Genomic DNA, 24133 nt, shown 5'->3' with positions numbered 1-24133 from the left:
ATCTTGGTTTTTGGGTTGGGTTTTTGGTCAGTTTTAGAACTATAAACAGTGTATTCTTCAACTTTAAGTTGCTTTATTTAATTCTTCAGTTTCGATGAAGTTTTAATAATTTAATCTCTAGAATGATAAATTTCCTCTGTTACTTATATACGTTTACTGTAAAAAACACCATCCTCAAATATATAAATCCGCCCAATTAGAACGGATGGCTGATTTGCGTTAATGTCATAAAATCGCTATTTATCACCCATTTCGTCAACACCATTGCCTTCGCTAGGAGAATCCTAACTTTACTTTTGCTTGTTCCCAACCAGACCAAAGCTTAAGATCTAAAAAATAAGGGTTAAGGATAAACGCAAATTACGCCAGTGGGAAAAGTACTCCAATTCACCGATCCTTCGTACGTAACTATATAAATGCTAGAATAACTGGATTTATCAGCCGTCCAATTGTAAGTCTCATTGAAGTTAGTACCAGGGTAAATACTTATTACACCCCACTCGGGGATGAACCCTGCACCAATACTACGTTGAAAATAATTACCTGATGATGCAGGTGTACCACCAACAGCACCATCAAAACTCGCGTTAGTTAAGTCTTTTACATTAGGCAGCCGATAATCCCCAATTTTTGTACACCACGATGTTGCATCAACATACTCGTATGATTTGTTACCTCGACTGACGAACCACTGTTTTAAAACAAAACCATACTTGAGGACTTCGTTATTATTATTGTCAAGGCCAACTAACTCAAATACCTGAGGTAAAGATGGCTTAACTATATTGCTCGGATTACTTGAACCCCATTGAGTTTCATCAGTAGAAGGACCTGTCAGGGTGACTCGAACGCTAGTATTTGTTGAATTGGATATCGTCGCCTTAATATCACCATTAGGTGAAACTTCTTTCCAAGTTAAAGGTTGAACAACACCGCCTAAATCTAAATCGAAAGATAAATTATTAGCACCTGTAGTCGGAAAGTTTAAACCATAATTTGATGAAACAAATGACTGAGGCAAAAAACCCTTTCCGGCATACCAATCAGAACCAGCATAAATACCCCAACTGGTACTCGAGTAGGGTTTAACAAAACAAATCTTTGGTGCTGCCTTAGGATTAATATAATAACTGATATTACTTGCGCTAAAATGACTTTCATTTGGTACACCATAACGGGTTTTTAGTGTACCTTCACTATTAGATAAGGTTAATTTATAAGGGGCATTACAAATTGTTAGCACGGTATTACGTGATACAGTCTGATTATTTTTATCAACAATGGATAAGCTTAAACTACCAGTAACAGTTATACCATTAATCCCCTGACCATCGCCATCATCATCCCCCCAATAATTATAGGGAGGGCCAATAAGTGAACTTAATGCAATAGAATCTGTATTCGTTGGCACTAACATACCAATATCCAGAAAACTCTGACCGGCAACAGGTAACTCAATAGGATTGTTATTTAAATTAGGGGTTGCGGGCGTGAATGTTCTACCATCAGAAAGGGATATCCCGAATAGCGCTTCGGTATTAGTCACCCGGGTTTGACCACCGTCGAAAGTTAAATAAGGTGCTGAACCATGAATAATATTGGTCGTCTTAACGGTTAATGCATGATTAGAAAAAGAAATAGAAAGTAAAACAACCACGGTTAACGCGAAAACAATCTGCTGAGATAAAAAAACTAAACCAACAAATTTTGAAAAATTTTGTCGTGTTTGCTGAAAAAATAAATGGTAGTAAGTTAATAAACTATCTAAGCTTAACTTTAACGAATTTAAATTATAAGTTTGGCAGATTGAAGGGGGGTGACTACAATACATATTGACATTCCTGTCAATTAACTTAATGATTAATTGACGATTTTAAACTAACTTGGTATGAAATTATCCATTCATATAAATATGTTATAAAAGTATAGTGATTGAAAAAAACGATGCAACTTATTTTGACTGTTTAATTGTTAACTTTTGTAAAGTTCAATGAAAAATTATAATTCAAAACCAAAGTGTTAACGATAAAAACACCAACAAATTAAAAATTTGGCCCCTCAATTTTTAGCTCTATTTTGAGTTGTTTTACTATTTTTTGCTATTTTTATCAATTAAGAACATTTTAATCATTGAGCATTTTAAGTTCAAAAAACCGCTCCTCGTATTTTAGTTTATTTAATTTCAAATGCTTGTTAGTTTTAGCGGTTTTGTGGCTATTTCTATATAACGTTTACAACCGAGTAAAGAGGATTTGCGCGAACCATCTTTACCAATACCCTCAGCAACCATGCAAGTGATTACGATGTGGCTACCTTCTGTCTTCGTTCGCTCTTAACGCATCGGTTGTGATTTGTTCCTGACAAACTACAGCCTTGTCAAACTTCCCTGTTTGCCATGCTAACCTTACTCAGTTGTCAGCACTTTGCTAATATCGCACCACTAAATCGCTTTTTTCATATACCTAACTCTACAACCCCAGAGCTAAGAACTAAGTCCTAAGGATAGGTGCAAAGCCCGCTTTCGGTCGAATTATTGTGTGACATCCAAGCATCTGACCCAGCAACGGTGAACATGTAATCATTATACGATACATCACTCGTCCAATAATGATAGTTATGGAAGTTGGCACCCGTGTAACGCCTCATGTCCCCCCACTCTGTGAAGAACCCGGCGCCAATTCGACGCTGGTAATGATTATCAGGTGACGATGGTGTAGCACCAACAGCATTTTTACAAGCGCCATATTCTTCCTGACAAGTCGCGTTAGTTAAATCCTTTACCTTAGGCAGCCGATAATCACCAATTTTTGTACACCACGATGTTGTACTTGAATTAGAGTAAAAACTAGTACCACGGTTGACGAACCACTGCTTTAATACAAAACCATACTTGACGATGACATTACCTCGGCCATCAGGACTATCACGACCAACTAACTCAAATACCTGTGGCAAAGATAGCCTACCGATACGAGTTGGATTATCTGAATTCCATTGCGAAGCGTCAGTAACAGCCGGACCAGTTAAAGTGACACGAACACTAGTTTGGGTTGGAGATGTCATCGTCGCCGTAATACCACCATGCGAAACGGGCTCCCAATATAAGTCCTGATTATTTCCACCTATATCTAAATCAAAATATAAATCATGCGCCCCCGTAGTCGGAAAGTTTAAACCATAAGACGACGGCATAACTGACTGAGGAAGAAACCCCTTATCAGGGTCCCATATGTTAGCAGGACCAGCATAATCATCTGTACCGTATCTGACGACAGGTTTTGCAAAACAAATTACTGGCGTTGCCTTTGGATTAATATAATAAGTGACATTACTTGCACTAAAAGGACTTTCGTTAGGTACACCATAACGTGTTTTTAATGAACCTTCACTATTAGATAGAGTTAATTTATAAGGGGCATTACAAATTGTTAGCACGGTATTGCGTGATACGGGCTGATTATTTCTATCAACAATGGATAAGTTTAAACTACCAGTAGCAGTAATACCATCAACTCCTTGACCATCACCATCATCATCACCCCAATAATTATAGGGAGGGCCAATAAGTGAACTTAATGCAATAGAATCGGTATTAGTTGGCACTAACATACCAATATCCAAAAAACTCTGACCGACAACAGGTAACACGATAGGATTTTTATTTGAATTATTAGTTGCGGGAGTGAATGCGCTACCATCAGAAAGGGATATTCCAAGTAGCGCTTCGGTATTAGTCACCCGGATTTGACCACCATCGAAGGTTAAATATGGAGCGTTGCCATTAATTATATTCGTAGTTTTAGACATCAAGGCGCAACAAGAATAGGAAGCTATTAGTAATAAGCCGAACGTTAAAAGGAACTGGCAGAAAAAAGAGGAACGACACAGGGATCGCGATGAAATCACCGGAATTTCGCGCAATTTCGATAAAAAACAAGACTCGGTAAAAAATAAACGGTAGGAACTTAACTTTAACGAAATTAAATTATAGGTTATCCATGTTGCGTGTTGCGTGTTGCGTGTGTAAAATTATAATGCATTTTGACAATCCAGTCAAGTAATATGTTGATTTATTTGTTTTTATACTCATCATTTAGGTTTTACCCGTTTACATTAAACGGTACCAAAAGTATAGTGAGTGAAAAAACACCATGCAACATTTTTTTATTTTTAATTGTTAACTTTCGTAAAGAACATAATAAACAATTTATGGATTAAAACTTTTCATGAAAATAAATTAAGTGGTAACGGTTTCTTTAAAACGGTATCCTTAATACAACAACTATTTCAAATAACCAACAATAAACAATTGACGTTAAATACATTTATTTTCGTTTTATAAACAAATAATATTTTTGTAAAATCATCAAGTAGTCAATACCATCCGCGGATATTTATGGATTAAAAATATTTACAAAAAACTATTCCTCAAAAATAAATTAATCCACTTAGAGCTGATAATTTACATTAACGTCACGAAACCTGTTTAGTCGCCCACTTCATCAACTACTCCGTTTTTGCAAGGTAATTATTCTTTAGTGAACTGACGCAATTTTTCAAGTTCATACTGCGTCTGCCTTAATATTAAGCATTAAGAATTAATTAAGGATAAACACAAATCCCATGGTCGCTGGATGTATAGCGAGCTGCATTACCACGGTTCGAGCTAACTACAAACTGGTGATTACTCGTACTTTGCACATCACTCGTCCAATAAGCATAATAATTGAATTCAGCAGAGTCGTAATAAGACACGGATCCCCACTCTGCAAAGAATCCCCCACCAATGCGACGCTGGTAATAATTATTAGGTGATGAAGGTGTTGCACCAACTACACCTTCACACCAATAACCTGAATTCGCTCCTTGACAAGACGTATTAGTTAGATCCTTAACATTAGGCATGCGGTATTTAATATTAGCACACCAAGATGATATATTAGGATAATCAAATTCCTGATGACCACGATTAACGAACCACTGTTTTAACTCAAATCCATATTTGACGATGGCATTACCATGACTATCACGACCAACTAATTCAAATACCTGAGGTAAAGATGGTCTGTCGATTTCACCTGGATTATCTGCTGGCCATTGCAATGGCTTCGCTACTGGGCCGGTTAAGGTAACTCGAACGCTGGAATTAGTTGAATTGGTCATAGTTGCCATAATACCACCGTGAGAAACAGGTGCCCAAGATAAGGCCTGATTAATACCACCTATTTCTAAATCAAAATACAAATTATTAGCACCCGTAGTCGGAAAATTTAGATCGTAAGATGAAGGTATAACCGACTGCGGAAGAAACCCCTTATCAGGATTCCACATAGAACCCGGACCGGCATAATAATCACTTCCATTAATTAAAATTGGTCTAGCAAAGCAGACCGAAGGCGATTCCTTAGGATTAATATAATAACTGACATTACCTGCCGTAAAACGACTTTCATTAGGTACCCCATAACGTGTTTTTAATATCCCTTCAGTATTTAATAAGGTTAATTTATAAGGCGCATTACAGATAGCCAGTACTTCATTACGAGTAACAGCTTGATTATTTTTATCAACAATGGATAAGCTTAAACTACCCGTAGCGGTAATACCATTCCCCCCTTGACCATCGCCATCGTCGTCACCCCAATAATTATAAGGTGTGTCAATAAGTGAACTTAATGCGACAGAATCTGTATTTGTTGGCACTAACATAGCAATATCCGCAAAGCTCTGACCGGCATTAGGTAAAACGATAGGATTGACTAAACTTGAATTATTGCTTGTGGGCGTATATTTATCACCATTCGAAAGGGATATCCCAAGCAAACCGTCAGTATTTGTTATTCGGGTGCGACCATTGTCAAAAGTTAAATATGGCGAATTGCCATTAATTATATTCGTAGTTTTAGAAGTTAAAGCAAGGCTTGAATAGGAAGTTATTAATAACAAGCACAATGAAAACCCTAAAAAGATCTGCTGAGATAAAAAGGAATGATGCCTGAATGCCAATGAATTTCGCGGAATTCCATGAAATTTCGATAAAAATTTGATTGGAGCAAAAAATAAAAATTGCGAGCTTAACTTTAACAAATTTAAATTATAGGTTGTCCATGTTGTGTGTTGTGTGTTGTGTGTTTAAAATTGTAATGCATTTCGACAGCCCTGTCAAGTAATTTTTTGATTTATTTAGACTTTATACTTGTTATTTAAATTTCAACCGTTGGCATTAAAGGGTTAAAAAAGTATAGTGACTGAAAAAATACTATGCAACATTTTTTTATTTTTATTTGTTAACTTTCGTAAAGAACTGACAAAAGGATGGGAATAACTAACCTTTTTATAAACAGAATTCTCTTTACCATTATCAAGATTTCCTTCAGAAAAAATAATGAGTTAAATAAACTAAACAACCTATTCTATAAGTTATAAAAATAAACTGATCCCAAAAAACCAAATAGGATAAAAACGAATAACCAGAAAATGAACCTATACCAATGATTTTTAGATAATAGATAGAAAGATTTTATTAATAAGCTCTCCCTTCCCTGAATGAGTTGTAGAGTATAAGTTGATGTCATATTTTATCGTGGACATGAATGCTGATGTTATTACCTTTAATTTAAATTAGATAAAAGTGGCAAAATAGGCTTATCGGTTTGTAATATTATAACTTTTATTATTAGGTTATTTAACATTGCTGGCATTAAATAAACCGTTTCCATTTAATTTTATTCTATGAAAAAGTGTAGATGTACCATATCTAACTTTTAACTTAACTGAGTTATAAGAAAAAAGTATAACGATATATAAATATATTATTTAACGGTTTAATAAAGATTTTATATTATAATTTTCGACCTCATAATTTTAATATATAAAAAACAATGCATAAACTAGCCAATCGACTCGATCACTTTTCAGATTCGGTTATCCGTCGGATGACTCGGATCGCTAACCAATATCAAGCTATCAATTTGTCACAAGGATTTCCCGATTTTGATCCACCTAAACCGTTAATCGATGCGTTAAAACAAGCTGCTGATTACGGCCCTCATCAGTATGAAATCACTTGGGGCTCGGCTGAGTTTCGGCGTTTGTTAGCTAAAAAGCAACAAAAATTAATGCAGATTGATATCAATCCCGATGAGAATGTGTTGGTAACATGCGGTAGTACCGAGGCGATGATGTGCGCGGTGATGACGGTTTGTAATCCGAAAGATAAAGTTATCATTTTTTCACCGTTTTATGAAAATTACGGCGCTGATGCTATTTTGTCAGATGCGACGCCAATCTATGTGCCACTCATTCCACCTACCTTTGAATTTGATAAGCAACAACTTCGTGAAGCGTTTGAGCAAGGGGCAAAGGCGCTAATTCTATGTAATCCTAGCAATCCTTGTGGCAAGGTGTTCACTAAGAGTGAGCTTGAATATATTAGCCAATTAGCGATTGAATTTGATGCCTATATTATTACCGATGAAGTTTACGAACATATGGTTTATGCTCCACATCAACATCTTTACTTAGCCAACTTTGCCAACATGCAAGAGCGCACTATTTGCTGTAGCTCGTTGTCTAAAACCTATTCGATCACTGGTTGGCGACTTGGTTATATTATTGCTGATAAAAGAATTATTGATGGTTGTAAGATGATCCACGACTTTCTAACCGTTGGTGCAGCTGCGCCATTGCAAAAAGCGGCTTGTGCCGGGTTAGCATTAGGGGATGACTATTATCAACAATTAACTGAAACCTATACCGCTAAACGTCGTCTATTTTTAAAAGGATTAGATGACTTGGGGCTTGCTTATTATGAGCCACAAGGGGCTTATTATGTTTTAGTGGATATTTCGGCGTTAAATCCATTTAAGACTGATTTTGAATTTTGTGAATGGTTAATTAAAGAAGTCGGCGTAGCGGCAGTGCCGGGGTCGGCCTTTTTTAAACATCCCGAATATCGTTATATTCGCTTCCATTTTGCTAAACAAGAACCGACGCTAATTGTAGCTTTAGAAAGACTCTCCAAACTCAAGGAAAAATTATCATGTTTAAAAAATTAATTGTGGCAAGTTTAGCCATTTTAACTTCACTGTTGGTATTAACTGGTTGTGACAGTGCTAAAAAAGAGAATCAAATTACTGTTGGCGTTGCCGCTGGTCCTTATGGTGATATGTTTAAACAAGCTATCGCCCCAGGTTTAGAGAAGAAAGGCTACCACATTGAAATTCGTGAATTTAGCGATTATGTTCAACCAAATTTAGCGCTAGCTAATAAAGATATCGACGTTAATTTGTTTCAACATTTGACTTATCTTAATAACTTCAAACAAGCTCGCAATTTAGACATTATTGCGATTGGCTTTGTTCCGACTGCTGGCGCCGGTATTTATTCAAACAAAATTACTGACTTTTCACAATTAAAACAAGGCGATCAAGTGACCATCTCTAGCGATGTAACCAACGAAGCTCGTGCTTTACGTATTTTGGAAGCTGCGGGACTAATTAAACTTGATGCAAATGTAGATAAAAATAACTTAACACCTAAAGATATTATTGAAAATCCTTATGGGTTAGAGATAGTGCCAATTGAAGCACCACAAACACCACGCTCTTTAGATAATGTTGCATTATCAGTCGTTAACGGTAATTATGCCATAGGTGCTGGTTTAGATCTTTCTAAAGCGCTTTATCATGAAGTATTAGATAAGGATCATAAAAATGTTATTGCCATTCGTGCTGAATCAAAAGATAGCTTAGGTAAAGACATTATTGAGGTGCTGCAATCACCTGAATTTGATCAAGTGATTAATGATAAAAATGGTATTTTCTATACCTTCCAAAAACCTGATTATCAGTTATTTTAATTATGCAAACTAATCCGTTAATTCAAGTAAAAAATGTTTCGGTAAAATTTACAGCCAAAGAGCAAGTAGTTGAAGCAGTTAAAAAGGTCTCATTTGATGTGAATCAAGGCGAGATATTCGGTATTATTGGCTCAAGCGGTGCAGGTAAAAGTACGTTAGTAAGAACACTGAATCGACTTGCTGAACCTTCTTGCGGACAAGTGATTATCAATGGTGTTGATATTCAAACCTTACGCGGTCGTGAATTACAGGCGTTTCGGTTTCATGTTGGCATGATTTTTCAAAACTTCAATTTGGCATCATCGAAAACTGTCTATGAAAATATTGCCTTTGTGCTTAAAGCTGCCGGTAAAAAAGGCGATGCTGTTAAAAACAGAGTCAACGAATTGCTTGCTTTAGTCGGATTAAGTGATAAAGCTAATGCCTATCCTGCCGAACTCAGTGGTGGGCAAAAGCAGCGAGTCGGCATTGCCAGAGCGCTAGCTAATGACGCAAAAATTCTATTGTGTGACGAAGCAACCAGTGCATTAGATCCCACCACTACTAGCGCAATACTTGATCTACTAAAGCAGCTTAATCAAGAATTTGGATTAACCATTGTGCTAATTACCCATGAAATTGATGTGGTTAAAAAAATCTGTCATCGGGTTGCAGTGATGTCGCAAGGTGAAATTGTCGAAATGAATAGCACCTTCAACCTTTTTGCCTGTCCGAAACAACCGTTCACGCAACAATTTCTCAATATTGATGAAAACACCCATTTACCGGATATTATCAAACAAAACGTTAAAGGCAAATTGGTCCGTTTACGTTACATTAACGAAAACACCACCCAACCAATACTGTATCAATCTGCTATTGAAACGCAGGTTGCATTTAATATTTTGCATGGTTTTATTGAATACTTCGACAACCAAGCTTTAGGTAATTTAGTGATTGAGCTTATTGGTCAACCAGCAAATATTGAAAATCTGATAACTAAATTGGCTGATCAAGAAGTCATTATTGAGGAAATAAATTAATGATAAAGCTCACCATTGCCGAAATAGCGCAAATGTTATGGAAAGCCGCTTACGAGACATTCATTATGGTAAGTTGGTCATTATTAGCTGGTTTAATATTTGGTACATTAATCGGTTTAGTGCTGTTTTTAATGTCGAATCAATTCTTCTTCAAAAATAAAATCATCAATAGTATTGCTAATTTTATTGTCAACGCGACTCGTTCCATTCCCTTTTTAATATTAATGGTGACAGTACTGCCTTTAGGGGCATTATTGGTCGATACCGCAGTTGGTCCTAAAGCAGTGATCTTACCGCTTTCGATTGCGGCTATCGCCTTTTATGCCCGATTAGCGGAAAACGCTTTTAGCCAAATTGACAAAGGGGTAATTGAGGCAGCGGTAGCCAGTGGAGCATCACATATACGAATTATATTTGGCATTTTGTTTCCTGAGGCGATGGCACAATTAATTCGTCATGCAACTGTCACCACCATCTCACTTATCAGCTTTAGCTCAATGGCAGGCGTTGTTGGTGGTGGTGGCATTGGTGACTTAGCCATCAGTTATGGTTATCAACGTTATGTGACCGAAGTGCTCATTTTATGCGTTGTTATTCTTATTTTTATTGTAATGGTGATTCAATACCTTGGTGACAAGTTAGCCAACCACTTTGATAAAAGCTATAAATAGTCGGTAATTCAACATGAACAAACTAACAGATATTATTAAAGACCCCGAACGTGTCGTCTTACAAAATGCCATCCCACCATCACACCTGACTGATGGTTTACAGCTAAAATACGGTCAGGCGGATATTTTAGTCTACCCCAAAACCACTGCCGAAGTGGTTGAGGTGGTTAAATTTGCAAATGCAAACAATCTGAATATTACTACTCGTGGCGCGGGGACTAACTTGGTTGGATCTACCATTCCTAATGGCGGTATTATTCTTGATTTATCATTGATGACTAATATTGTTGAGCTAGATAAGCAAACTTTTACCGTTACCGTACAACCTGGTATTTTGCTGCAAGATCTGCAACAGTTTGTCGAACAACATGACCTATTTTATCCGCCCGATCCTGGCGCGAAAACCGCTACTGTTGGCGGAAATATCAGTACCAATGCTGGTGGAATGCGAGCAGTAAAATATGGTGTGACCCGTGATTATGTGCAAGCCCTAGAAGTGGTAATGGCTGATGGGAGAGTGTTAACTATTGGCAGCAAAAATGTTAAGGACAATACCGGACTTGCCTTAAAACATCTGTTTATTGGTAGTGAAGGCACTTTAGGTATTATCACTCAATGTACACTAAAACTGATAGCCAAACCGAAAGTATCGCAAACGTTTATTGTCGGTTTTAATACGATTGAACAAGCCATTGCCAATATTACCACCGTATTAAATACCCTAACCCCAACAGCGTTAGAATTTGTCGAGCGTAAAGTGGCACAATGGGGGGAGCACTACTCGGGTTTTCAATTTCCACTACCTAATAGCCAAGCTTATTTGATTATTATGCTTGATGGTGCCGATCTGCAAACCATTGAACAACAACGCCAGCAATTATTAGCGAATTTAGGCGATTGTGACTTTTTTGTTGCCGAAGATCGTGAACAAACCAATCAAATTTGGACGATTCGCGGATCATTAGTTCGTGCAGTTGAAGCAGTAACCCAGCAAGATCCAATTGATATTGTGGTACCAATAAGTCGTATTGCCGATTTTATTAACTTCACCAAACAGCTCGAACTACAAACAAAAGTACGCATGTTAGCCTTTGGCCATGCGGGTGATGGGAATATTCATCTGTGTATTTTGCGTGATAACCGTGATGAATGCCAGTGGCAAAACGATCTGCAACAAGTCCATCAATTACTGTATCAAAAATGCTTGGAACTTGGTGGCTTACCTTCAGCCGAACATGGTATTGGTACAGCAAAAGTTAGTTATTACAACGACGCCATTCCCGAAACAAATCGCCAACTTATGCGAGCCATCAAACAGCAGTTTGATCCTAAAAACTTGCTGAACAATCAGGTCTATACAACTATTATTAAGTATAGCTATGATTTAATATAACTATGATTTAATCTAATTAACATCATTATCCCAATCATGAAGCTTGAGATGGTGATGTAAATTAGAATTATAACGATTTTAATCGTGAGAATAGTCTATAAACAGAGCTAAGAACTGATTATATATAAGCATCCTTCGATATTTGTCTCAATTTTATTTCGTTTTAAATGAATGCTTTTCTCGAAATCTCTTCAAGATAGTTTTTAAGTTTTTATAGAGATGTTTAACCGCCATTATTGGGTGATGGATCATCATTCTTGGGCCTGCGTGACGCATGACTTGTTTGATTTTTTGTTTGTAGTCTCTGCGATAGCAATGTTTTGGGCAGAGTTCGCAAGTGGTTTTTTGTTCGCCAAATCGGCACATAGTTAAGCGTTGCATGGCATATTGCAACAACTCATTACACTCGTCACAAAGCTGATTTTTCAGAGTATGATGTTTCTGGCGGCAATAAAGGGCTATCATCACTCTTACTGTGGTTTTTTCTTGAGTAATTTTGGGACCAGTGTTATTTGCAACCATAATTTGATAAAGTTAAATTTAAAAAATGTTAGAATACTAAATTAGTTAATATAATCACAAGGATTTTGTTTAATGGCAAGAATTATCAATAAAGATACTACCGTTTGTATGTCACTTTCAACTAGACCTAGTAATTTTGGAACTCGTTTCCATAATTTTTTATATGAAAAGTTAGATTTGAATTATCTTTATAAAGCATTTACCACCAATAATTTAAAAGATGCAATTTATGGTATCAAAGCATTGTCAATTCGTGGTTGTGCTATTTCAATGCCTTATAAGCAAGCTTGTATCGAATTTATTGATGAATTAGATGTCTCAGTACAATCTATTCAAGCGGTCAATACCATTGTTAATACCGACCACTATCTGAAAGCCTATAACACTGATTATATTGCTGTTGAGAAGCTGATTAAAGCCAATCATATTAATAACAATACACCATTTGTTTTAAAAGGTAGCGGTGGGATGGCAAATGCTGTAATTGGTGCTTTTTATGATGCTGGTTTTAAGCATGGAATTGTCTGTGCGCGAAATCAGCAGAAAGGCCAAGCTTTAGCTGAGCGTTATCATTACAAATGGCTCAAGGATGAATCAACCATTACTCCTGAACAAGCAAAATTAATTATTAATGTTACCCCAATTGGTATGCAAGGTGGTATTGAGGCTGACCAGCTATCGTTTAGTGAAGCAATGATTAACCAAGCGGATATTATATTTGATGTAGTCGCCCTACCGGTTGAGACACCACTGATAAAATATGCCAAAAAGTTAAATAAAACGATTATTTCCGGTGCAGATGTTGCTGTGTTACAAGCGGTTGAGCAATTTATTTTGTATACTGGCGTGACGCCTAGTGATGAACTCATCAAACAAGCTGGTGAGTTTGCCAGACAAGGTTAGTCGTAATGAGAAATTATTGAGAACTTACCTATACTGTGGGATGCATCAGTCGCTACGTTGTAACTAAATACTGTTGATCAATAGCGATTAGTGTCATCCAACTATTTGTAATAACATCGAAAATCAAAACCGAACGGAGGAAGATGCTAGTAGTAATACAGTGGACAGGTTATCGCACTCATAAACCATTTAGACTGGAAAATTTGTTAATATGATCTAGTCAAACTAGCTTTAACAAGATATATCTTTGATCAATCCCACTAGTTCGAGAGGAAGTCGTTCCCCCTCTTCAACTAGACATCGTTACCGTTTAGAAATAATCATGAAAAGTAAAAACCATCCAAAAACAACCAACTAAAATGCCATTTAATAACAAAAAATCAAGGGAAAATATTTAAATGAAAATATAGGAATGTTTTTTTGGCGTTTATATCGCCTAAATAAAAATAATATAGGCTGTTAATATACTATCTTAAAAATTAAAAATACTGATTAAATTTATTACTGAACCTTTTACCTACACGATTTATATCAACCAAGGTTGGCATTGCGTTCCGCCCTCTTTTTTGCGGATTGGTTGCGGCGAGCGAAAGGTTGGCAAATAATATAGTTTTTTCTAAAGACCAACCATAACTGATTCCATATGCAAAAGCACCTTGAAAAATAGCGACATCAATCAAGTAATCAAATGATTGATTCTCAAAACCAGGGATGATGACCACTTGTTGGCGATTAAGATATGCACAGCCTTTTGTGTCCAAGCGAATAATGACTTTACCATTGGTTAAATTGCGTAATCTTTTAAGTGCATTTTTAATCTCTTCTTGATGGCTAAAGCTTTTTAATTTTAAAAATGCACTAGCAAATTTTTCCGTCACAATAAAATAATCTGCATGTTGCGCTAAGTATAGGCTAGAATCAGATAGATTATCTATACACATAATCACTTTAGTTTTAGGTAAACGCTCGATGAGATATTCACTTAATTCTGCTTCATATCCATCAACTAAGATAACAATATCGTGTTTAATACCACTTATGGTTTGCATAAAATGGTTAAGTTTATTTTTTTCTGCCATGGTTAAATTAGGTGGTGTAGTTAATCGATGAGATATCACACTATGTGTTCCTGCTTTCTCATCAATGGTGATAGCTTCTAAAGGGGTAACCATTTTTTCAGAAAAGATAAATTGTTCAGTATTGACACCAACATCGGTAAGTTCTAACACAATCTGATTACCATAATTATCGTTGTTTAAATGACTAATATGATAAATCGTCTCTCCCCAAAGGGCTAATAAATAAGCCGCATTAGCACATGCCCCACCACCACTACGCTCAATATTATCAGATGATATTGAACCACTTTGTTCTAAATTAGGTGAAGTAACACAAACTAAATCTAAACAAGCAAAACCTACGGTAAGAATTGTCATCATTTAGCCTCGATAAAAAAGTTAATAAACAATACTAAAAGTTGAAAATGATCTGATCTAGCTTTTATGATATAGCGCTTTATGATTTAACTTTGTTCGACTTGATTATGTTTTTGCTAATTATGCTAGCGATAAAAAATGATAGAGAAAAAATGAAAAGCAACAAGAAAACTAGACTTATTGCTTTAAGTAATAAAACGATGCCTCACAGGACTTTATTATGTTCAAAAACTATAATTTGATTTATCAGTTATAGAATAATCCAATTAAGGATTGTTTTTATATTAAGCGAATTATATAAACTTGATAAGCACAAAACCTAAATTTTGTGATACATATCTCAAATATATTTTTTTATTACTAAATATCAAACCAAAATCGTTACTAGATAATCACTAATAACGATTCAAGACAATTATTGCTGATAACTTTTTTTTTTATCTCATTTTATGTTCATAATAAGGTATCATGTTACATAGTTTGTTGTAATTTATGATAAACCGCTAGAAGTTTTTGGTGCATAACAAATTGATCCATTGGATTTTTATCATATTCAGCATTCTTCAACTCAGTTAGACCGAAAAATTGTTTTTTAGCGGTTGCATATTGCCACATATCATCAACACAGTCTTTTCCATACATTTTATTAAATGCCTTTTGGTAATCAGTAAATTGGTTCTCTCCGCGTTCAATAATAAAATTGACTAAAGTTTGTAAACAACGATAAGCGTGATTACGTTCAGGTGTGAAAATAGATTCGTTCATTTCAACTGTCCAGTCAATCCACAATTTTGCTTGCGGTAAATCAGCCGCAGCTAACGCTAACATGGCTTTTAACTCACCAATTCTTAAGGTTAACCACGCATTATCTTTACCCGTTGCAATGCCAAGCAATTCACGAACTCTCGCAAAATCATCTAAACCTTCATCATCAAACTGTTCAATAATCGCCAGTAATTGTTTTGCCGTGTGTTTTTGTTGAGGTAGCGATAGGATCAGTTCACGCAGATGGATCGCCATATTATTATTAGCGATTAATAGATCTTCCGGCGGATAGATTTCTGACATGCCGACAGCTAAAATACGGCACGCATAAACACCAAGATGCTGGTAATCCATGATAAGCACTTCGATTTGATGATGCTCAAAAATAGCCATTAAATTAGCAAATTCCTGTTCGGTTGTGCCCGAAAAATCCCAATCTACAAATTCATAATCCGATTTTTCATTGAACAGATCCCACGAGATTAAGCCACTTGAATCAATAAAATGGGTTTCTAAGTTACTTAAATCCGCCACATCATCATTATCGAAACTTGGCGGTGAAAACACATCCAGATCTTTAAGACTTCGACCTTGCAGTAACTCGGTAACTGTTCGTTCAAGTGCAACGCCAAAATTAGGATGTGCACCGAAAGAGGCATAACAAGTACCATTTTGTGGATTAAATAACACTACACAGATAACTGGAAATTCGCCGCCTAAAGAAGCATCAAAGCAGTAAATGGGAAAACCTTGTTTTTCCAGTGCATCAATTGCTGCTAACACAGTTGGATAGCGATTGAGTACTTCGTCAGGAATGGTTGGCAGGCTGATTGCTTCGGAGATGATCTTATTTTTAGTGTAACGCTCAAATATTTCTGATAAGCCTTGAACGCGCGCTTCGTTAGGCGTGTTACCTGCAGACATTCCATTAGAGGCATATAAGTTAGCAATTAAATTAACCGGTACATAAATAGTTTTACCATCGGATTGTTGCACAAATGGTAATGCACAAATTCCACGTTCGCCATTACTTGATTGTAGATCGATTAAATCGGTCGCGGTTAATTCGTTATCCGGATCATAAAATTTCATTAATTTTGGTGATAACAACCCTTTTGGCAAGCTGTTATCTTTCGGAATTGCAAACCATTTTTCAGATGGATAGTGAACAAATTCACCATTAGCCGCTTTTTCACCTAAATAAAAATCTGAAAAAAAATAATTAGTTGAAAGTCGTTCAAAATACTCACCAAGTGCCGATGCTAACGCTGCTTTTTTGCTAGCACCTTTTCCATTGGCAAAACAGAGTGGACATTGGGTATTTTGGATATGTACCGACCAAACATTAGGCACGGGGTTGAGCCATGAAGCCTCTTTGACGGCTAAATCATATTTATCTAGTTGTTGATGAAAATAGTTAATGGAATCTTCTAATGCGGCATCTTTACCGGGAATAAATGTTTTCATATTGAATTTAAGGAAACCTTTGTTGAAATTAGCGTTGATTTATTGATTCAATTGTTATTAAATGTATCGTTTTTTTTCGTAAAGTAAAAGTAATTAAATTATTAATTTTTAATTAAGGAAATAAAATGAAAAATATAATCGATACGGATGGCCTTTCTTTTAAGGACTTATTCTTTTTTAACAAGATGATTACGCCGAAAATTATTACCATTGTCTATTGGATAAGCTTAATTCTTATCGCTATTTCAGGTCTGGTTATAATCTTCTCTAGTCTTTTTTTGTTTAGATATAGCTTTGGTACTGGCCTAATGGGCATCATAAGTGGCATCCTAACAATTATTGTAGGTTCAGTGTTTACTCGTATTGGATATGAGTTAATTTCTATTTTATTCAATATTAACAAAAATATCGAAAAACTTGCTTCAAACAAATCTATTGATAATAAAAACCCATGATTCAAAACAATGTAGGTGGGGAATTTTCCCCACTAATAAAGTGTAATAAGTTCAATCATTGAGTTATTAAGTTAGAAATTATCCCTCGTTTACAACTCACTTAACGGCCACCTTGGTTTAACCTCAATAGCAAGATCTGCAAATTGTGATGCTTTAAGATGAATCATACCCGCATATGCAATCATCGCACCATTATCAGTACAAAATTCCAATCGAGGATAATAAACCTGTCCTTTTCGTTCAGCCATTAATTGAGTTAGTTTACCACGCAAAGTCTTATTGGCACTAACACCACCGGCAATGACTAAGCGATTAAAACCAGTTTGATCTAATGCACGACGTGATTTAATTAACAAAGTATCGACTAATGCATCTTCAAATGCCCTTGCTATATCGGCTTTAGTTTGTTCATCAAGATCCTGCTTTTGCTGATTAATAGTATTAGCCGCAGCAGTCTTCAGACCGGAAAAACTAAAGTCTAACCCTGGTCTATCGGTCATCGGTCTTGGGAAATGAAAGCGTTTTACATTCCCTCGTTCAGCGAGTTTGGATAATTTTGCGCCGCCGGGATAATCTAATCCCAATAATTTTGCAGTTTTATCGAACGCTTCACCTGCGGCATCATCAATTGATTCACCCAGAAGCGCATATTCGCCAATACCTGTAACTTTAATTAATTGGGTATGCCCCCCAGAAACCAGTAAAGCAATAAAAGGAAACGCTGGTGGATTATCTTCCAACATCGGTGCCAATAAATGACCTTCCATATGATGTACTGCAACTGCAGGCACCCCCCATGCATAAGCCAATGAACGCCCGATTGAGGCTCCAACCATCAGGGCCCCGATTAAACCAGGTCCAGCGGTATAAGCTACACCATCAATATCACTTGCCTTTAAATTTGCTTGTGTTAGCGCAGCTTCAATCAATGGTACAGTTTTACGTATATGATCGCGCGAAGCCAATTCAGGCACAACACCGCCATAATCAGCATGTAATTTAATTTGTGAATAGAGTTGATTTGCGATAAGTCCTTGCTTGTCATCATAAATGGCAACGCCAGTTTCGTCGCAAGAGGTTTCAATGCCTAAAATCTTCATTAATGTTTACTCATTAGATCGGAAATTTCGTCCTCGCTCCAAAGATCTTGTTCAGTCAGTTCTTTATCAGCAATACGATGCTCTTCCGTCGCCCAATCACCTAAATCAATGAGTTGACAACGTTTACAACAAAATGGGCGATATGGGCTTTTTTCGGACCACTCAACATCTTTGTGACAGGCAGGACACTTTACAATTGTAATGGTATTGTTATTCATTTGAACATTCTTAAATAATAGTTAGCTAACAACATGCAAGTTCAAATTCTATTGCATCGTTATTGGTATAGTCGCCAGCATGAAGCGGTAAAAAACGAATACTATAACGAGACATATGACCAGAAACTTGTGGATACGTATTTTTATCTAAAGCAACACGAATCCGAATCAAATTTACCTCGCCATTCGTTTCTTGAAAAAAGTTATTGGTATAAATAAAGGAATGAAACTCCCCTAACTGCCTAATAAACTGTAAACATGTTTTTAAAAGTTCATCAAGCAAAGCAAAATTCTGTAACCATTTATCAACTTGTTTATTACGTACTTCTTGAGGTTGATTCAACCATAAGTGGAACAAAGGCAAATCAAAACTACAACAGCCGCCGGGTATCATTAAACGTTGCCGTATTGCCGTAATAAAACGGTCATCTTTCAAAACTTGACCTAAGCGTAAATTTGAATCAAATTGAGTTAAGTAAAGATCATATCTTTCAATCATCTCATTAAGTAACTCTTTATTAACGCCATCAAGTTCGATCCAAGATAAAAGTTTTTGTTTTTGGACTTCAAGTTCTTTAAGTAAATCGCCCTTAATATCATTACGTTCAATAATTTCTAACAATTCTGATAATAAATGAAAAAACAATAACGCATTAGTTTGTTGAAAATGGCGATTTAAATATAACTGATTAAGTAAGAACTCAATACGTAACCAAGTACGCATTCTTTCATTTAATGGATGTTCAAAAATAATATTATTCATAGCTATTCTTAACTTTTGAGTTATGTAAATATTGCTTGTGTAAATGATCAATTTGAACTGTTAATGCTGCTAAATTACCATCATTAACAATAATATCATCTGCAAATGGCAAACGATCGGTTAAAGATACTTGTGTTTCTATCATTCTTTTTGCTAATGACTCACTGATTCCATCTCGATTAATTAAGCGCTCTAATTGTAACTCTTCCGGTGTATTTATTAGCAAAATCCGATTTGCCAATTGTTGTAAATTATTTTCAATTAATAATGGCACTACCCAAATCACATAAGGTGCTGTCTGCTCGGCAAACTGTCTTTGCGTCTCTTGTGCAATAATGGGATGCAATAAATTATTTAACCATAATCTTTCGTGATCATTATTAAAAATAATTTCCCTCAACTGACTGCGATCCAACTCACCGTTTGTTAACAAGATTTCTTGACTAAAATGCTTAACTATTTGCGTCAAAGCAGGGGTTCCTATTGCAACCACTTGACGAGCAATCACATCAGCGTCAATAATTGGCACACCTAATTGAGCAAATAGATTGGCGATGGTACTTTTACCACTAGCAATACCACCACTAAGTGCAACAATATAAGACATAATCTAAATTCCAACTAAAGACAACTGATGAAGATTATAACATACAACTTCACAACAGAATATATAACAATCTATCCTTAAAATAATGTTATCAATAGCCCTAAGGCTGATCAGACAATTTAATCACCAAACTCAATTATTATTGAGATAGCACTTTTATAAAAAATATCATCTCATTTTGCGATATAACTCGTAAATCTAATCTTTTTTTGTAATTTTTAACATCAATTAACAAAAAAATCAGATAAAACAGTTGTTTTGTTTATTTAGCTGTATATAATCACATGTATCTGTATATAAAAACAGGAATTGATTATGAGACCATTAACCGAACGTCAGCAACAGATCTATGATTTAATTAAAGAAAACATTCAAACTACCGGAATGCCACCTACTCGAGCGGAAATAGCTCAAAAATTAGGATTTCGATCAGCCAATGCTGCTGAAGAACATCTTAAAGCATTAGCTAAAAAAGGGGCGATTGAAATGATAGCCGGATCATCACGAGGTATTCGTTTATTATTGGAACAACCTGAAAACTTATCGGAATTTGAAGGAATCCCACTTATTGGTAAAGTTGCCGCTGGATCACCAATCTTGGCACAAGAACATATTGAAAGTCATTACCAAATGTCGCCTGCACTATTTAAACCACAAGCTGACTTTTTATTAAGAGTCCAAGGTATGTCAATGAAAGACATTGGTATTTTAGATGGTGATTTGCTTGCTGTACACAAAACCCAAGATGTAAAAAATGGCCAAGTGGTTGTGGCACGCATTGATGATGAAGTCACGGTTAAACGATTATCACAAAAGGGTCGACATGTAAAACTTCTTGCTGAAAACCCTGAATTTGCACCAATCGATATCGATTTAGAGCAACAAAGTTTTGCTATTGAAGGTATTGCTGTTGGTATTATTCGTAATGGTTCGTGGATGTAATCCTAAAGTTAGTATAAAATACCTACTAATTGTTGCTTAGGAGATAACAATATGTGGTTATTTTGGTTATATGAATTTTTAGGATTCGTCGGAGTTATTTTATTAGTTTTCGCTTACTGTCGTATCCGAAAACAAGGTTTTTGGTCTTTTTTGTGGCACAATTTAAAATGGATTTCCATTGGCGTTGTGAGCGTTTGGTTATTAATTGCACTTATTTGTCGAAATGACTTATACAACGCGGCAAAATGTTATTTCCGCGGTGAAAGTATGCATGCAAACACCAAATATTCTATTTTTTGGAGCGAATGTCAAATCGAAACCTCTAATGGCAACTACTTACCAATTGATCGCACGCGTGCGTTACCAGGTGCAAAAGATAATGGTAGTCATGATGGTGGCGTTCCTGCTGATGATTTAATCATTAACTGATCGTTTTTAAATATAAACACAGGCAATGCAGTGCATTGTCTATGTTTATTTGCAACCTCTCAATTGGCTTTTTTTGCTTCGCTTTAATCTTATTAACTAGTATAAACGAAGTAACGTTTTTTATTTGAATTATAAACTTTTGTAAAAATTATCGCGAAGTTTTACTGTGAAATTAAGGTTTTAAATATGACAACAATCAATTTTTAAACATCCAATAATTTAAAATAGAACATACAAATAAATTTATGAAGGTAATAAAAACAGTAATAAATATAAAATAAGATTTAAATAATTAATTGTTGTTTCATAATTCAATCATAAATTAAAGATATCATTATTAGCTGATAAAAAAGAAAGAAGCTTTGTTTGATTTAAAGATTATAGTATTCTTATCTTAATTATATTAATTCACTTCGAACACTCAATAACGTGCATTCTTTTATCATATCTTTACGCAAAGTGTTTTATAGCAGTAATTTGCTATTTAGTATTCGTATGCTAATGAGCTTAACTGGCTCGACGCTAGTACCATGGTATTTTGGTTCGGTCTCGTTGGTAATTCCGCTTACTTTAGGTGTGGTTGCCGCTGGATTGACTGAAATTGATACTCGTTTGTTGAGTCGCTGTATTAATATTTTGCTTACACTAGTTTGCTTTGCGATTGCAACGTTTTCCGTTGAGTTATTGTTTGATTTTCCTCTACTGTTTATTGTTGGTTTAGTGAGTTCAACATTTATGTTCATCATGCTCGGCTCGCTTGGGCAACGTTACGGGGTGATAGCTTTTGGTTCGTTGTTGATTGCCGCTTATACCATGCTTGGGCATAATTTGTTTGAAGATAACTATACCCTTCCTTGTTTTCTGCTATTGGGCGCACTTTGGTATAATGTGGTTTCATTAATTGAGTCGATTGTGCAACCAATTCGCACAACTCAACAAACGCTAACAAATTGTTTTATAAAACTATCACTCTATCTTGATGCCAAAGCCGCTATGTTCGATCCTGATGAATCGGAAGGTTTTAAACGGCAAACTCTTGAGTTAACGGAAAGCAATACTCAAGTGATTAAGGTGTTTAACGATGCTAAGCGTTCGCTGTTTAATCGTTTGAAAGGATTTCGTGGACAAGCTTATATCAGGAAAATGTTAAGCTATTATTTTGTTGCCCAAGATATTCATGAGCGAGCGAGTTCATCTCATGGTGATTATCAAGCGCTCAGTGAACACTTTAAACATAGTGATCTATTATTTCGTTTTGCACGAATTCTAAATTTACAAGCTAAAGCTTGTGCCAAGCTAGCGGTTTCGATTAAATTAAATCAAACTTATCATCATGATCCGTTATTTGCTCGTTATTTTACTTATCTTGAAGAAGCAATCGTTCAGTATCGACAACAATCTAATGCCAATTTGTTATTAATAAAGTCGCTGCAAAATCTTCACCAAAATTTGCTCGCCATCGATTTATTATTGGCCAATATTGATACCGAGCAACATCTGTCTAAAGCTCAAGAAGATAATCAATTAATTGATGAAGAGCTAACTCGCTTCCATGATATTTTTGCAAGAATTAAGCAAAATTTAACGCTAAAATCATCACTATTTCGTCATGCAATTCGTATGAGTATCGTACTTTTTATTGGTTACATGGTGATTTACTTTTCTCATCTTTCTCATGGTTATTGGATTATTTTAACCAGCCTGTTTGTTTGTCAGCCTAACTATTCGACCACAAAATACCGCTTAAAATTACGGGTGATCGGCACGGTTTTAGGCATTGTTGTCGGTATCCCATTAACTTATTTATTCCCAAGTGTTGAAGCGCAATTAGTATTAATAATTTTGACCGGTTGGTTGTTTTTCTTATTTAAGAATTCACAATACGCCTATGCGACCGCTTTTATCACTTTATTGGTGTTCTTTAGTTTTAGTTTGATTGGTGAAAGCAGTGTTTCGGTAGCAATTTCGCGCATTATTGCCACATTAATTGGTTGTTTTATTGCTTGGTTGGCTGTTAGTTTTATTTGGCCGGATTGGAAGTTTAGAAATTTGCCTAAATTACTCGATCGAGTTTGCCATGATGATAGTCATTACTTAGCGTTAATTGGAAGCCAATATGTATCTGGCAAAACCAATGATCCTAAATATCGAGTTGCGCGACGAGCTGCTCATGACAGTAATGCCGATTTATCATCCTTAATCAGCTTAATGACCAAAGAGCCTCATGTAAAACCAGATGTCATTGAACAAGGTTTCCGATTATTAACACTTAATCATACGTTTATTAGTTATTTATCGACGCTCGGTGCTCATCGCGATAAAAGTATTTCTACCCACACGCTTGAGCTTTTTGATGATGTGTCGGTATATATAATTAATATTTTAAGTAGCCAAAAAATCGATGGTGAATATCAAGCCCTAAAAAAAGTGGTTACCAGTTATATTGAATCATTGTCGTTTAATGATGATCAAATCAATAATGATCTACTGGTAATGCAGCAATTAGCTTTAATTTTAGATATTCTGCCAGAAATAATGTCTCTTATTGGTAAATTGAGTAATCAAAGCGTCTAATAGAAC

General features: G+C 35.7%; 20 protein-coding genes. 10 read left to right on the top strand and 10 right to left on the bottom strand.

Going from position 1 to position 24133, the window contains the following annotated elements:
* Positions 1-343: 343 nt before the first annotated feature.
* From DKK79_RS05290 to DKK79_RS05280, 3 genes are all read right to left on the bottom strand, one after another.
* Positions 344-1831 (bottom strand): hypothetical protein, encoded by a 1488-nt coding sequence (locus DKK79_RS05290; RefSeq protein WP_110423146.1) that lies wholly within the window; start codon positions 1829-1831, stop codon positions 344-346.
* A gap of 665 nt (positions 1832-2496) precedes the next feature.
* Positions 2497-3807: a hypothetical protein gene (locus tag DKK79_RS05285; RefSeq protein ID WP_110423145.1), complete on the bottom strand. Its 1311-nt coding sequence runs from the start codon at positions 3805-3807 to the stop codon at positions 2497-2499.
* Between the two features lie 795 nt (positions 3808-4602).
* Positions 4603-5946, bottom strand: a complete 1344-nt coding sequence (locus DKK79_RS05280) for a hypothetical protein (protein ID WP_146211985.1) — start codon at positions 5944-5946, stop codon at positions 4603-4605.
* A 935-nt stretch (positions 5947-6881) separates the two neighbouring features.
* Between DKK79_RS05280 and DKK79_RS05275 the strand changes: the two genes are divergently transcribed.
* The 5 genes from DKK79_RS05275 to DKK79_RS05255 are packed head-to-tail and all read left to right on the top strand — an operon-like array spanning position 6882 to position 11946.
* Positions 6882-8057: a pyridoxal phosphate-dependent aminotransferase gene (locus tag DKK79_RS05275; protein ID WP_110423143.1), complete on the top strand. Its 1176-nt coding sequence runs from the start codon at positions 6882-6884 to the stop codon at positions 8055-8057.
* Positions 8042-8860, top strand: a complete 819-nt coding sequence (locus tag DKK79_RS05270) for a MetQ/NlpA family ABC transporter substrate-binding protein (RefSeq protein WP_110423142.1) — start codon at positions 8042-8044, stop codon at positions 8858-8860. The genes DKK79_RS05275 and DKK79_RS05270 overlap by 16 nt, the downstream gene beginning before the upstream one ends.
* A 2-nt stretch (positions 8861-8862) precedes the next feature.
* A complete protein-coding gene (locus DKK79_RS05265) occupies positions 8863-9882 on the top strand; it encodes a methionine ABC transporter ATP-binding protein (RefSeq protein WP_110423141.1) in 1020 nt (339 codons plus the stop codon).
* Positions 9882-10553, top strand: coding sequence for a methionine ABC transporter permease (locus tag DKK79_RS05260; RefSeq protein WP_375537964.1), 672 nt, complete (start codon positions 9882-9884; stop codon positions 10551-10553). The genes DKK79_RS05265 and DKK79_RS05260 overlap by 1 nt, the downstream gene beginning before the upstream one ends.
* A gap of 13 nt (positions 10554-10566) precedes the next feature.
* On the top strand, positions 10567-11946 hold the full coding sequence (locus DKK79_RS05255) for an FAD-binding oxidoreductase (RefSeq protein WP_110423140.1): 1380 nt from the start codon (positions 10567-10569) through the stop codon (positions 11944-11946).
* Positions 11947-12099: 153 nt separating this feature from the next.
* Here the strand turns inward: DKK79_RS05255 and DKK79_RS05250 are convergent, their stop codons facing one another.
* Positions 12100-12468, bottom strand: coding sequence for a nitrous oxide-stimulated promoter family protein (locus DKK79_RS05250; RefSeq protein ID WP_110423139.1), 369 nt, complete (start codon positions 12466-12468; stop codon positions 12100-12102).
* Positions 12469-12540: 72 nt separating this feature from the next.
* Between DKK79_RS05250 and DKK79_RS05245 the strand changes: the two genes are divergently transcribed.
* Complete coding sequence (locus DKK79_RS05245) at positions 12541-13371, top strand: shikimate 5-dehydrogenase (protein ID WP_110423138.1); 831 nt, start codon at positions 12541-12543, stop codon at positions 13369-13371.
* A gap of 479 nt (positions 13372-13850) precedes the next feature.
* On the opposite strand, the gene DKK79_RS05240 is transcribed toward DKK79_RS05245, so the two are convergent.
* Together DKK79_RS05240 and ycaO are read right to left on the bottom strand one after the other, a co-directional pair.
* Positions 13851-14807 carry a carbohydrate kinase family protein gene (locus tag DKK79_RS05240; protein WP_181415233.1) on the bottom strand — a complete coding sequence of 319 codons (957 nt, stop codon included), beginning with the start codon at positions 14805-14807 and terminating at the stop codon, positions 13851-13853.
* 471 nt (positions 14808-15278) lie between these two features.
* On the bottom strand, positions 15279-17039 hold the full coding sequence (ycaO, locus tag DKK79_RS05235) for a 30S ribosomal protein S12 methylthiotransferase accessory factor YcaO (RefSeq protein ID WP_110423136.1): 1761 nt from the start codon (positions 17037-17039) through the stop codon (positions 15279-15281).
* Between the two features lie 125 nt (positions 17040-17164).
* Between ycaO and DKK79_RS05230 the strand changes: the two genes are divergently transcribed.
* Complete coding sequence (locus DKK79_RS05230) at positions 17165-17494, top strand: DUF4282 domain-containing protein (RefSeq protein ID WP_110423135.1); 330 nt, start codon at positions 17165-17167, stop codon at positions 17492-17494.
* Positions 17495-17583: 89 nt separating this feature from the next.
* Here DKK79_RS05230 and tsaD read toward each other — a convergent pair whose 3' ends face one another.
* From tsaD to coaE, 4 genes are read right to left on the bottom strand one after another with little or no spacing between them, the layout of a single operon-like run.
* The gene (gene tsaD, locus DKK79_RS05225; protein ID WP_110423134.1) at positions 17584-18594 is read right to left on the bottom strand and encodes a tRNA (adenosine(37)-N6)-threonylcarbamoyltransferase complex transferase subunit TsaD; all 1011 of its coding nucleotides are present in this window, start codon (positions 18592-18594) and stop codon (positions 17584-17586) included.
* A complete protein-coding gene (gene yacG, locus DKK79_RS05220; protein ID WP_110423133.1) occupies positions 18594-18812 on the bottom strand; it encodes a DNA gyrase inhibitor YacG in 219 nt (72 codons plus the stop codon). Before yacG ends, tsaD begins: the two co-directional genes overlap by 1 nt.
* Positions 18813-18837: 25 nt before the next feature.
* Complete coding sequence (locus DKK79_RS05215) at positions 18838-19575, bottom strand: cell division protein ZapD (protein WP_110423132.1); 738 nt, start codon at positions 19573-19575, stop codon at positions 18838-18840.
* Complete coding sequence (gene coaE / locus DKK79_RS05210) at positions 19568-20182, bottom strand: dephospho-CoA kinase (RefSeq protein ID WP_110423131.1); 615 nt, start codon at positions 20180-20182, stop codon at positions 19568-19570. The genes DKK79_RS05215 and coaE overlap by 8 nt, the downstream gene beginning before the upstream one ends.
* A 315-nt stretch (positions 20183-20497) precedes the next feature.
* On the opposite strand from coaE, the gene lexA reads away from it, so the two are divergent.
* The 3 genes from lexA (at position 20498) to yccS (ending at position 24127) form a co-directional block, all read left to right on the top strand.
* Entirely contained in the window at positions 20498-21124 is a 627-nt protein-coding gene (gene lexA / locus DKK79_RS05205; protein WP_110423130.1) for a transcriptional repressor LexA, read from the top strand.
* Positions 21125-21175: 51 nt separating this feature from the next.
* Positions 21176-21553 (top strand): hypothetical protein, encoded by a 378-nt coding sequence (locus DKK79_RS05200; RefSeq protein WP_110423129.1) that lies wholly within the window; start codon positions 21176-21178, stop codon positions 21551-21553.
* Between the two features lie 477 nt (positions 21554-22030).
* Positions 22031-24127 carry a YccS family putative transporter gene (gene yccS / locus DKK79_RS05195; protein WP_220019007.1) on the top strand — a complete coding sequence of 699 codons (2097 nt, stop codon included), beginning with the start codon at positions 22031-22033 and terminating at the stop codon, positions 24125-24127.
* Positions 24128-24133 lie beyond the last annotated feature (6 nt).

It is taken from the genome of Gilliamella apicola, from assembly GCF_003202915.1.
Classification (GTDB): Bacteria; Pseudomonadota; Gammaproteobacteria; order Enterobacterales; family Orbaceae; genus Gilliamella; species Gilliamella apicola_Q.
The sequence above is the reverse complement of the archived record's forward strand: the minus strand, read 5'-3'. Positions and strand labels throughout refer to the sequence as shown.

Coding starts and splice junctions, on each gene's coding strand:
- DKK79_RS05260 (WP_375537964.1), top strand. CDS start 9,882: ATGATAAAGCTCACCATTGCCGAAATAGCGCAAATGTTATGGAAAGCC.
- tsaD (WP_110423134.1), bottom strand. CDS start 18,594: ATGAAGATTTTAGGCATTGAAACCTCTTGCGACGAAACTGGCGTTGCC.
- DKK79_RS05250 (WP_110423139.1), bottom strand. CDS start 12,468: ATGGTTGCAAATAACACTGGTCCCAAAATTACTCAAGAAAAAACCACA.
- DKK79_RS05215 (WP_110423132.1), bottom strand. CDS start 19,575: ATGAATAATATTATTTTTGAACATCCATTAAATGAAAGAATGCGTACT.
- DKK79_RS05290 (WP_110423146.1), bottom strand. CDS start 1,831: ATGTATTGTAGTCACCCCCCTTCAATCTGCCAAACTTATAATTTAAAT.
- DKK79_RS05255 (WP_110423140.1), top strand. CDS start 10,567: ATGAACAAACTAACAGATATTATTAAAGACCCCGAACGTGTCGTCTTA.
- coaE (WP_110423131.1), bottom strand. CDS start 20,182: ATGTCTTATATTGTTGCACTTAGTGGTGGTATTGCTAGTGGTAAAAGT.
- DKK79_RS05270 (WP_110423142.1), top strand. CDS start 8,042: ATGTTTAAAAAATTAATTGTGGCAAGTTTAGCCATTTTAACTTCACTG.
- DKK79_RS05275 (WP_110423143.1), top strand. CDS start 6,882: ATGCATAAACTAGCCAATCGACTCGATCACTTTTCAGATTCGGTTATC.
- DKK79_RS05230 (WP_110423135.1), top strand. CDS start 17,165: ATGAAAAATATAATCGATACGGATGGCCTTTCTTTTAAGGACTTATTC.
- DKK79_RS05285 (WP_110423145.1), bottom strand. CDS start 3,807: ATGTCTAAAACTACGAATATAATTAATGGCAACGCTCCATATTTAACC.
- DKK79_RS05245 (WP_110423138.1), top strand. CDS start 12,541: ATGGCAAGAATTATCAATAAAGATACTACCGTTTGTATGTCACTTTCA.
- lexA (WP_110423130.1), top strand. CDS start 20,498: ATGAGACCATTAACCGAACGTCAGCAACAGATCTATGATTTAATTAAA.
- yacG (WP_110423133.1), bottom strand. CDS start 18,812: ATGAATAACAATACCATTACAATTGTAAAGTGTCCTGCCTGTCACAAA.
- DKK79_RS05200 (WP_110423129.1), top strand. CDS start 21,176: ATGTGGTTATTTTGGTTATATGAATTTTTAGGATTCGTCGGAGTTATT.
- DKK79_RS05265 (WP_110423141.1), top strand. CDS start 8,863: ATGCAAACTAATCCGTTAATTCAAGTAAAAAATGTTTCGGTAAAATTT.
- ycaO (WP_110423136.1), bottom strand. CDS start 17,039: ATGAAAACATTTATTCCCGGTAAAGATGCCGCATTAGAAGATTCCATT.
- DKK79_RS05240 (WP_181415233.1), bottom strand. CDS start 14,807: ATGACAATTCTTACCGTAGGTTTTGCTTGTTTAGATTTAGTTTGTGTT.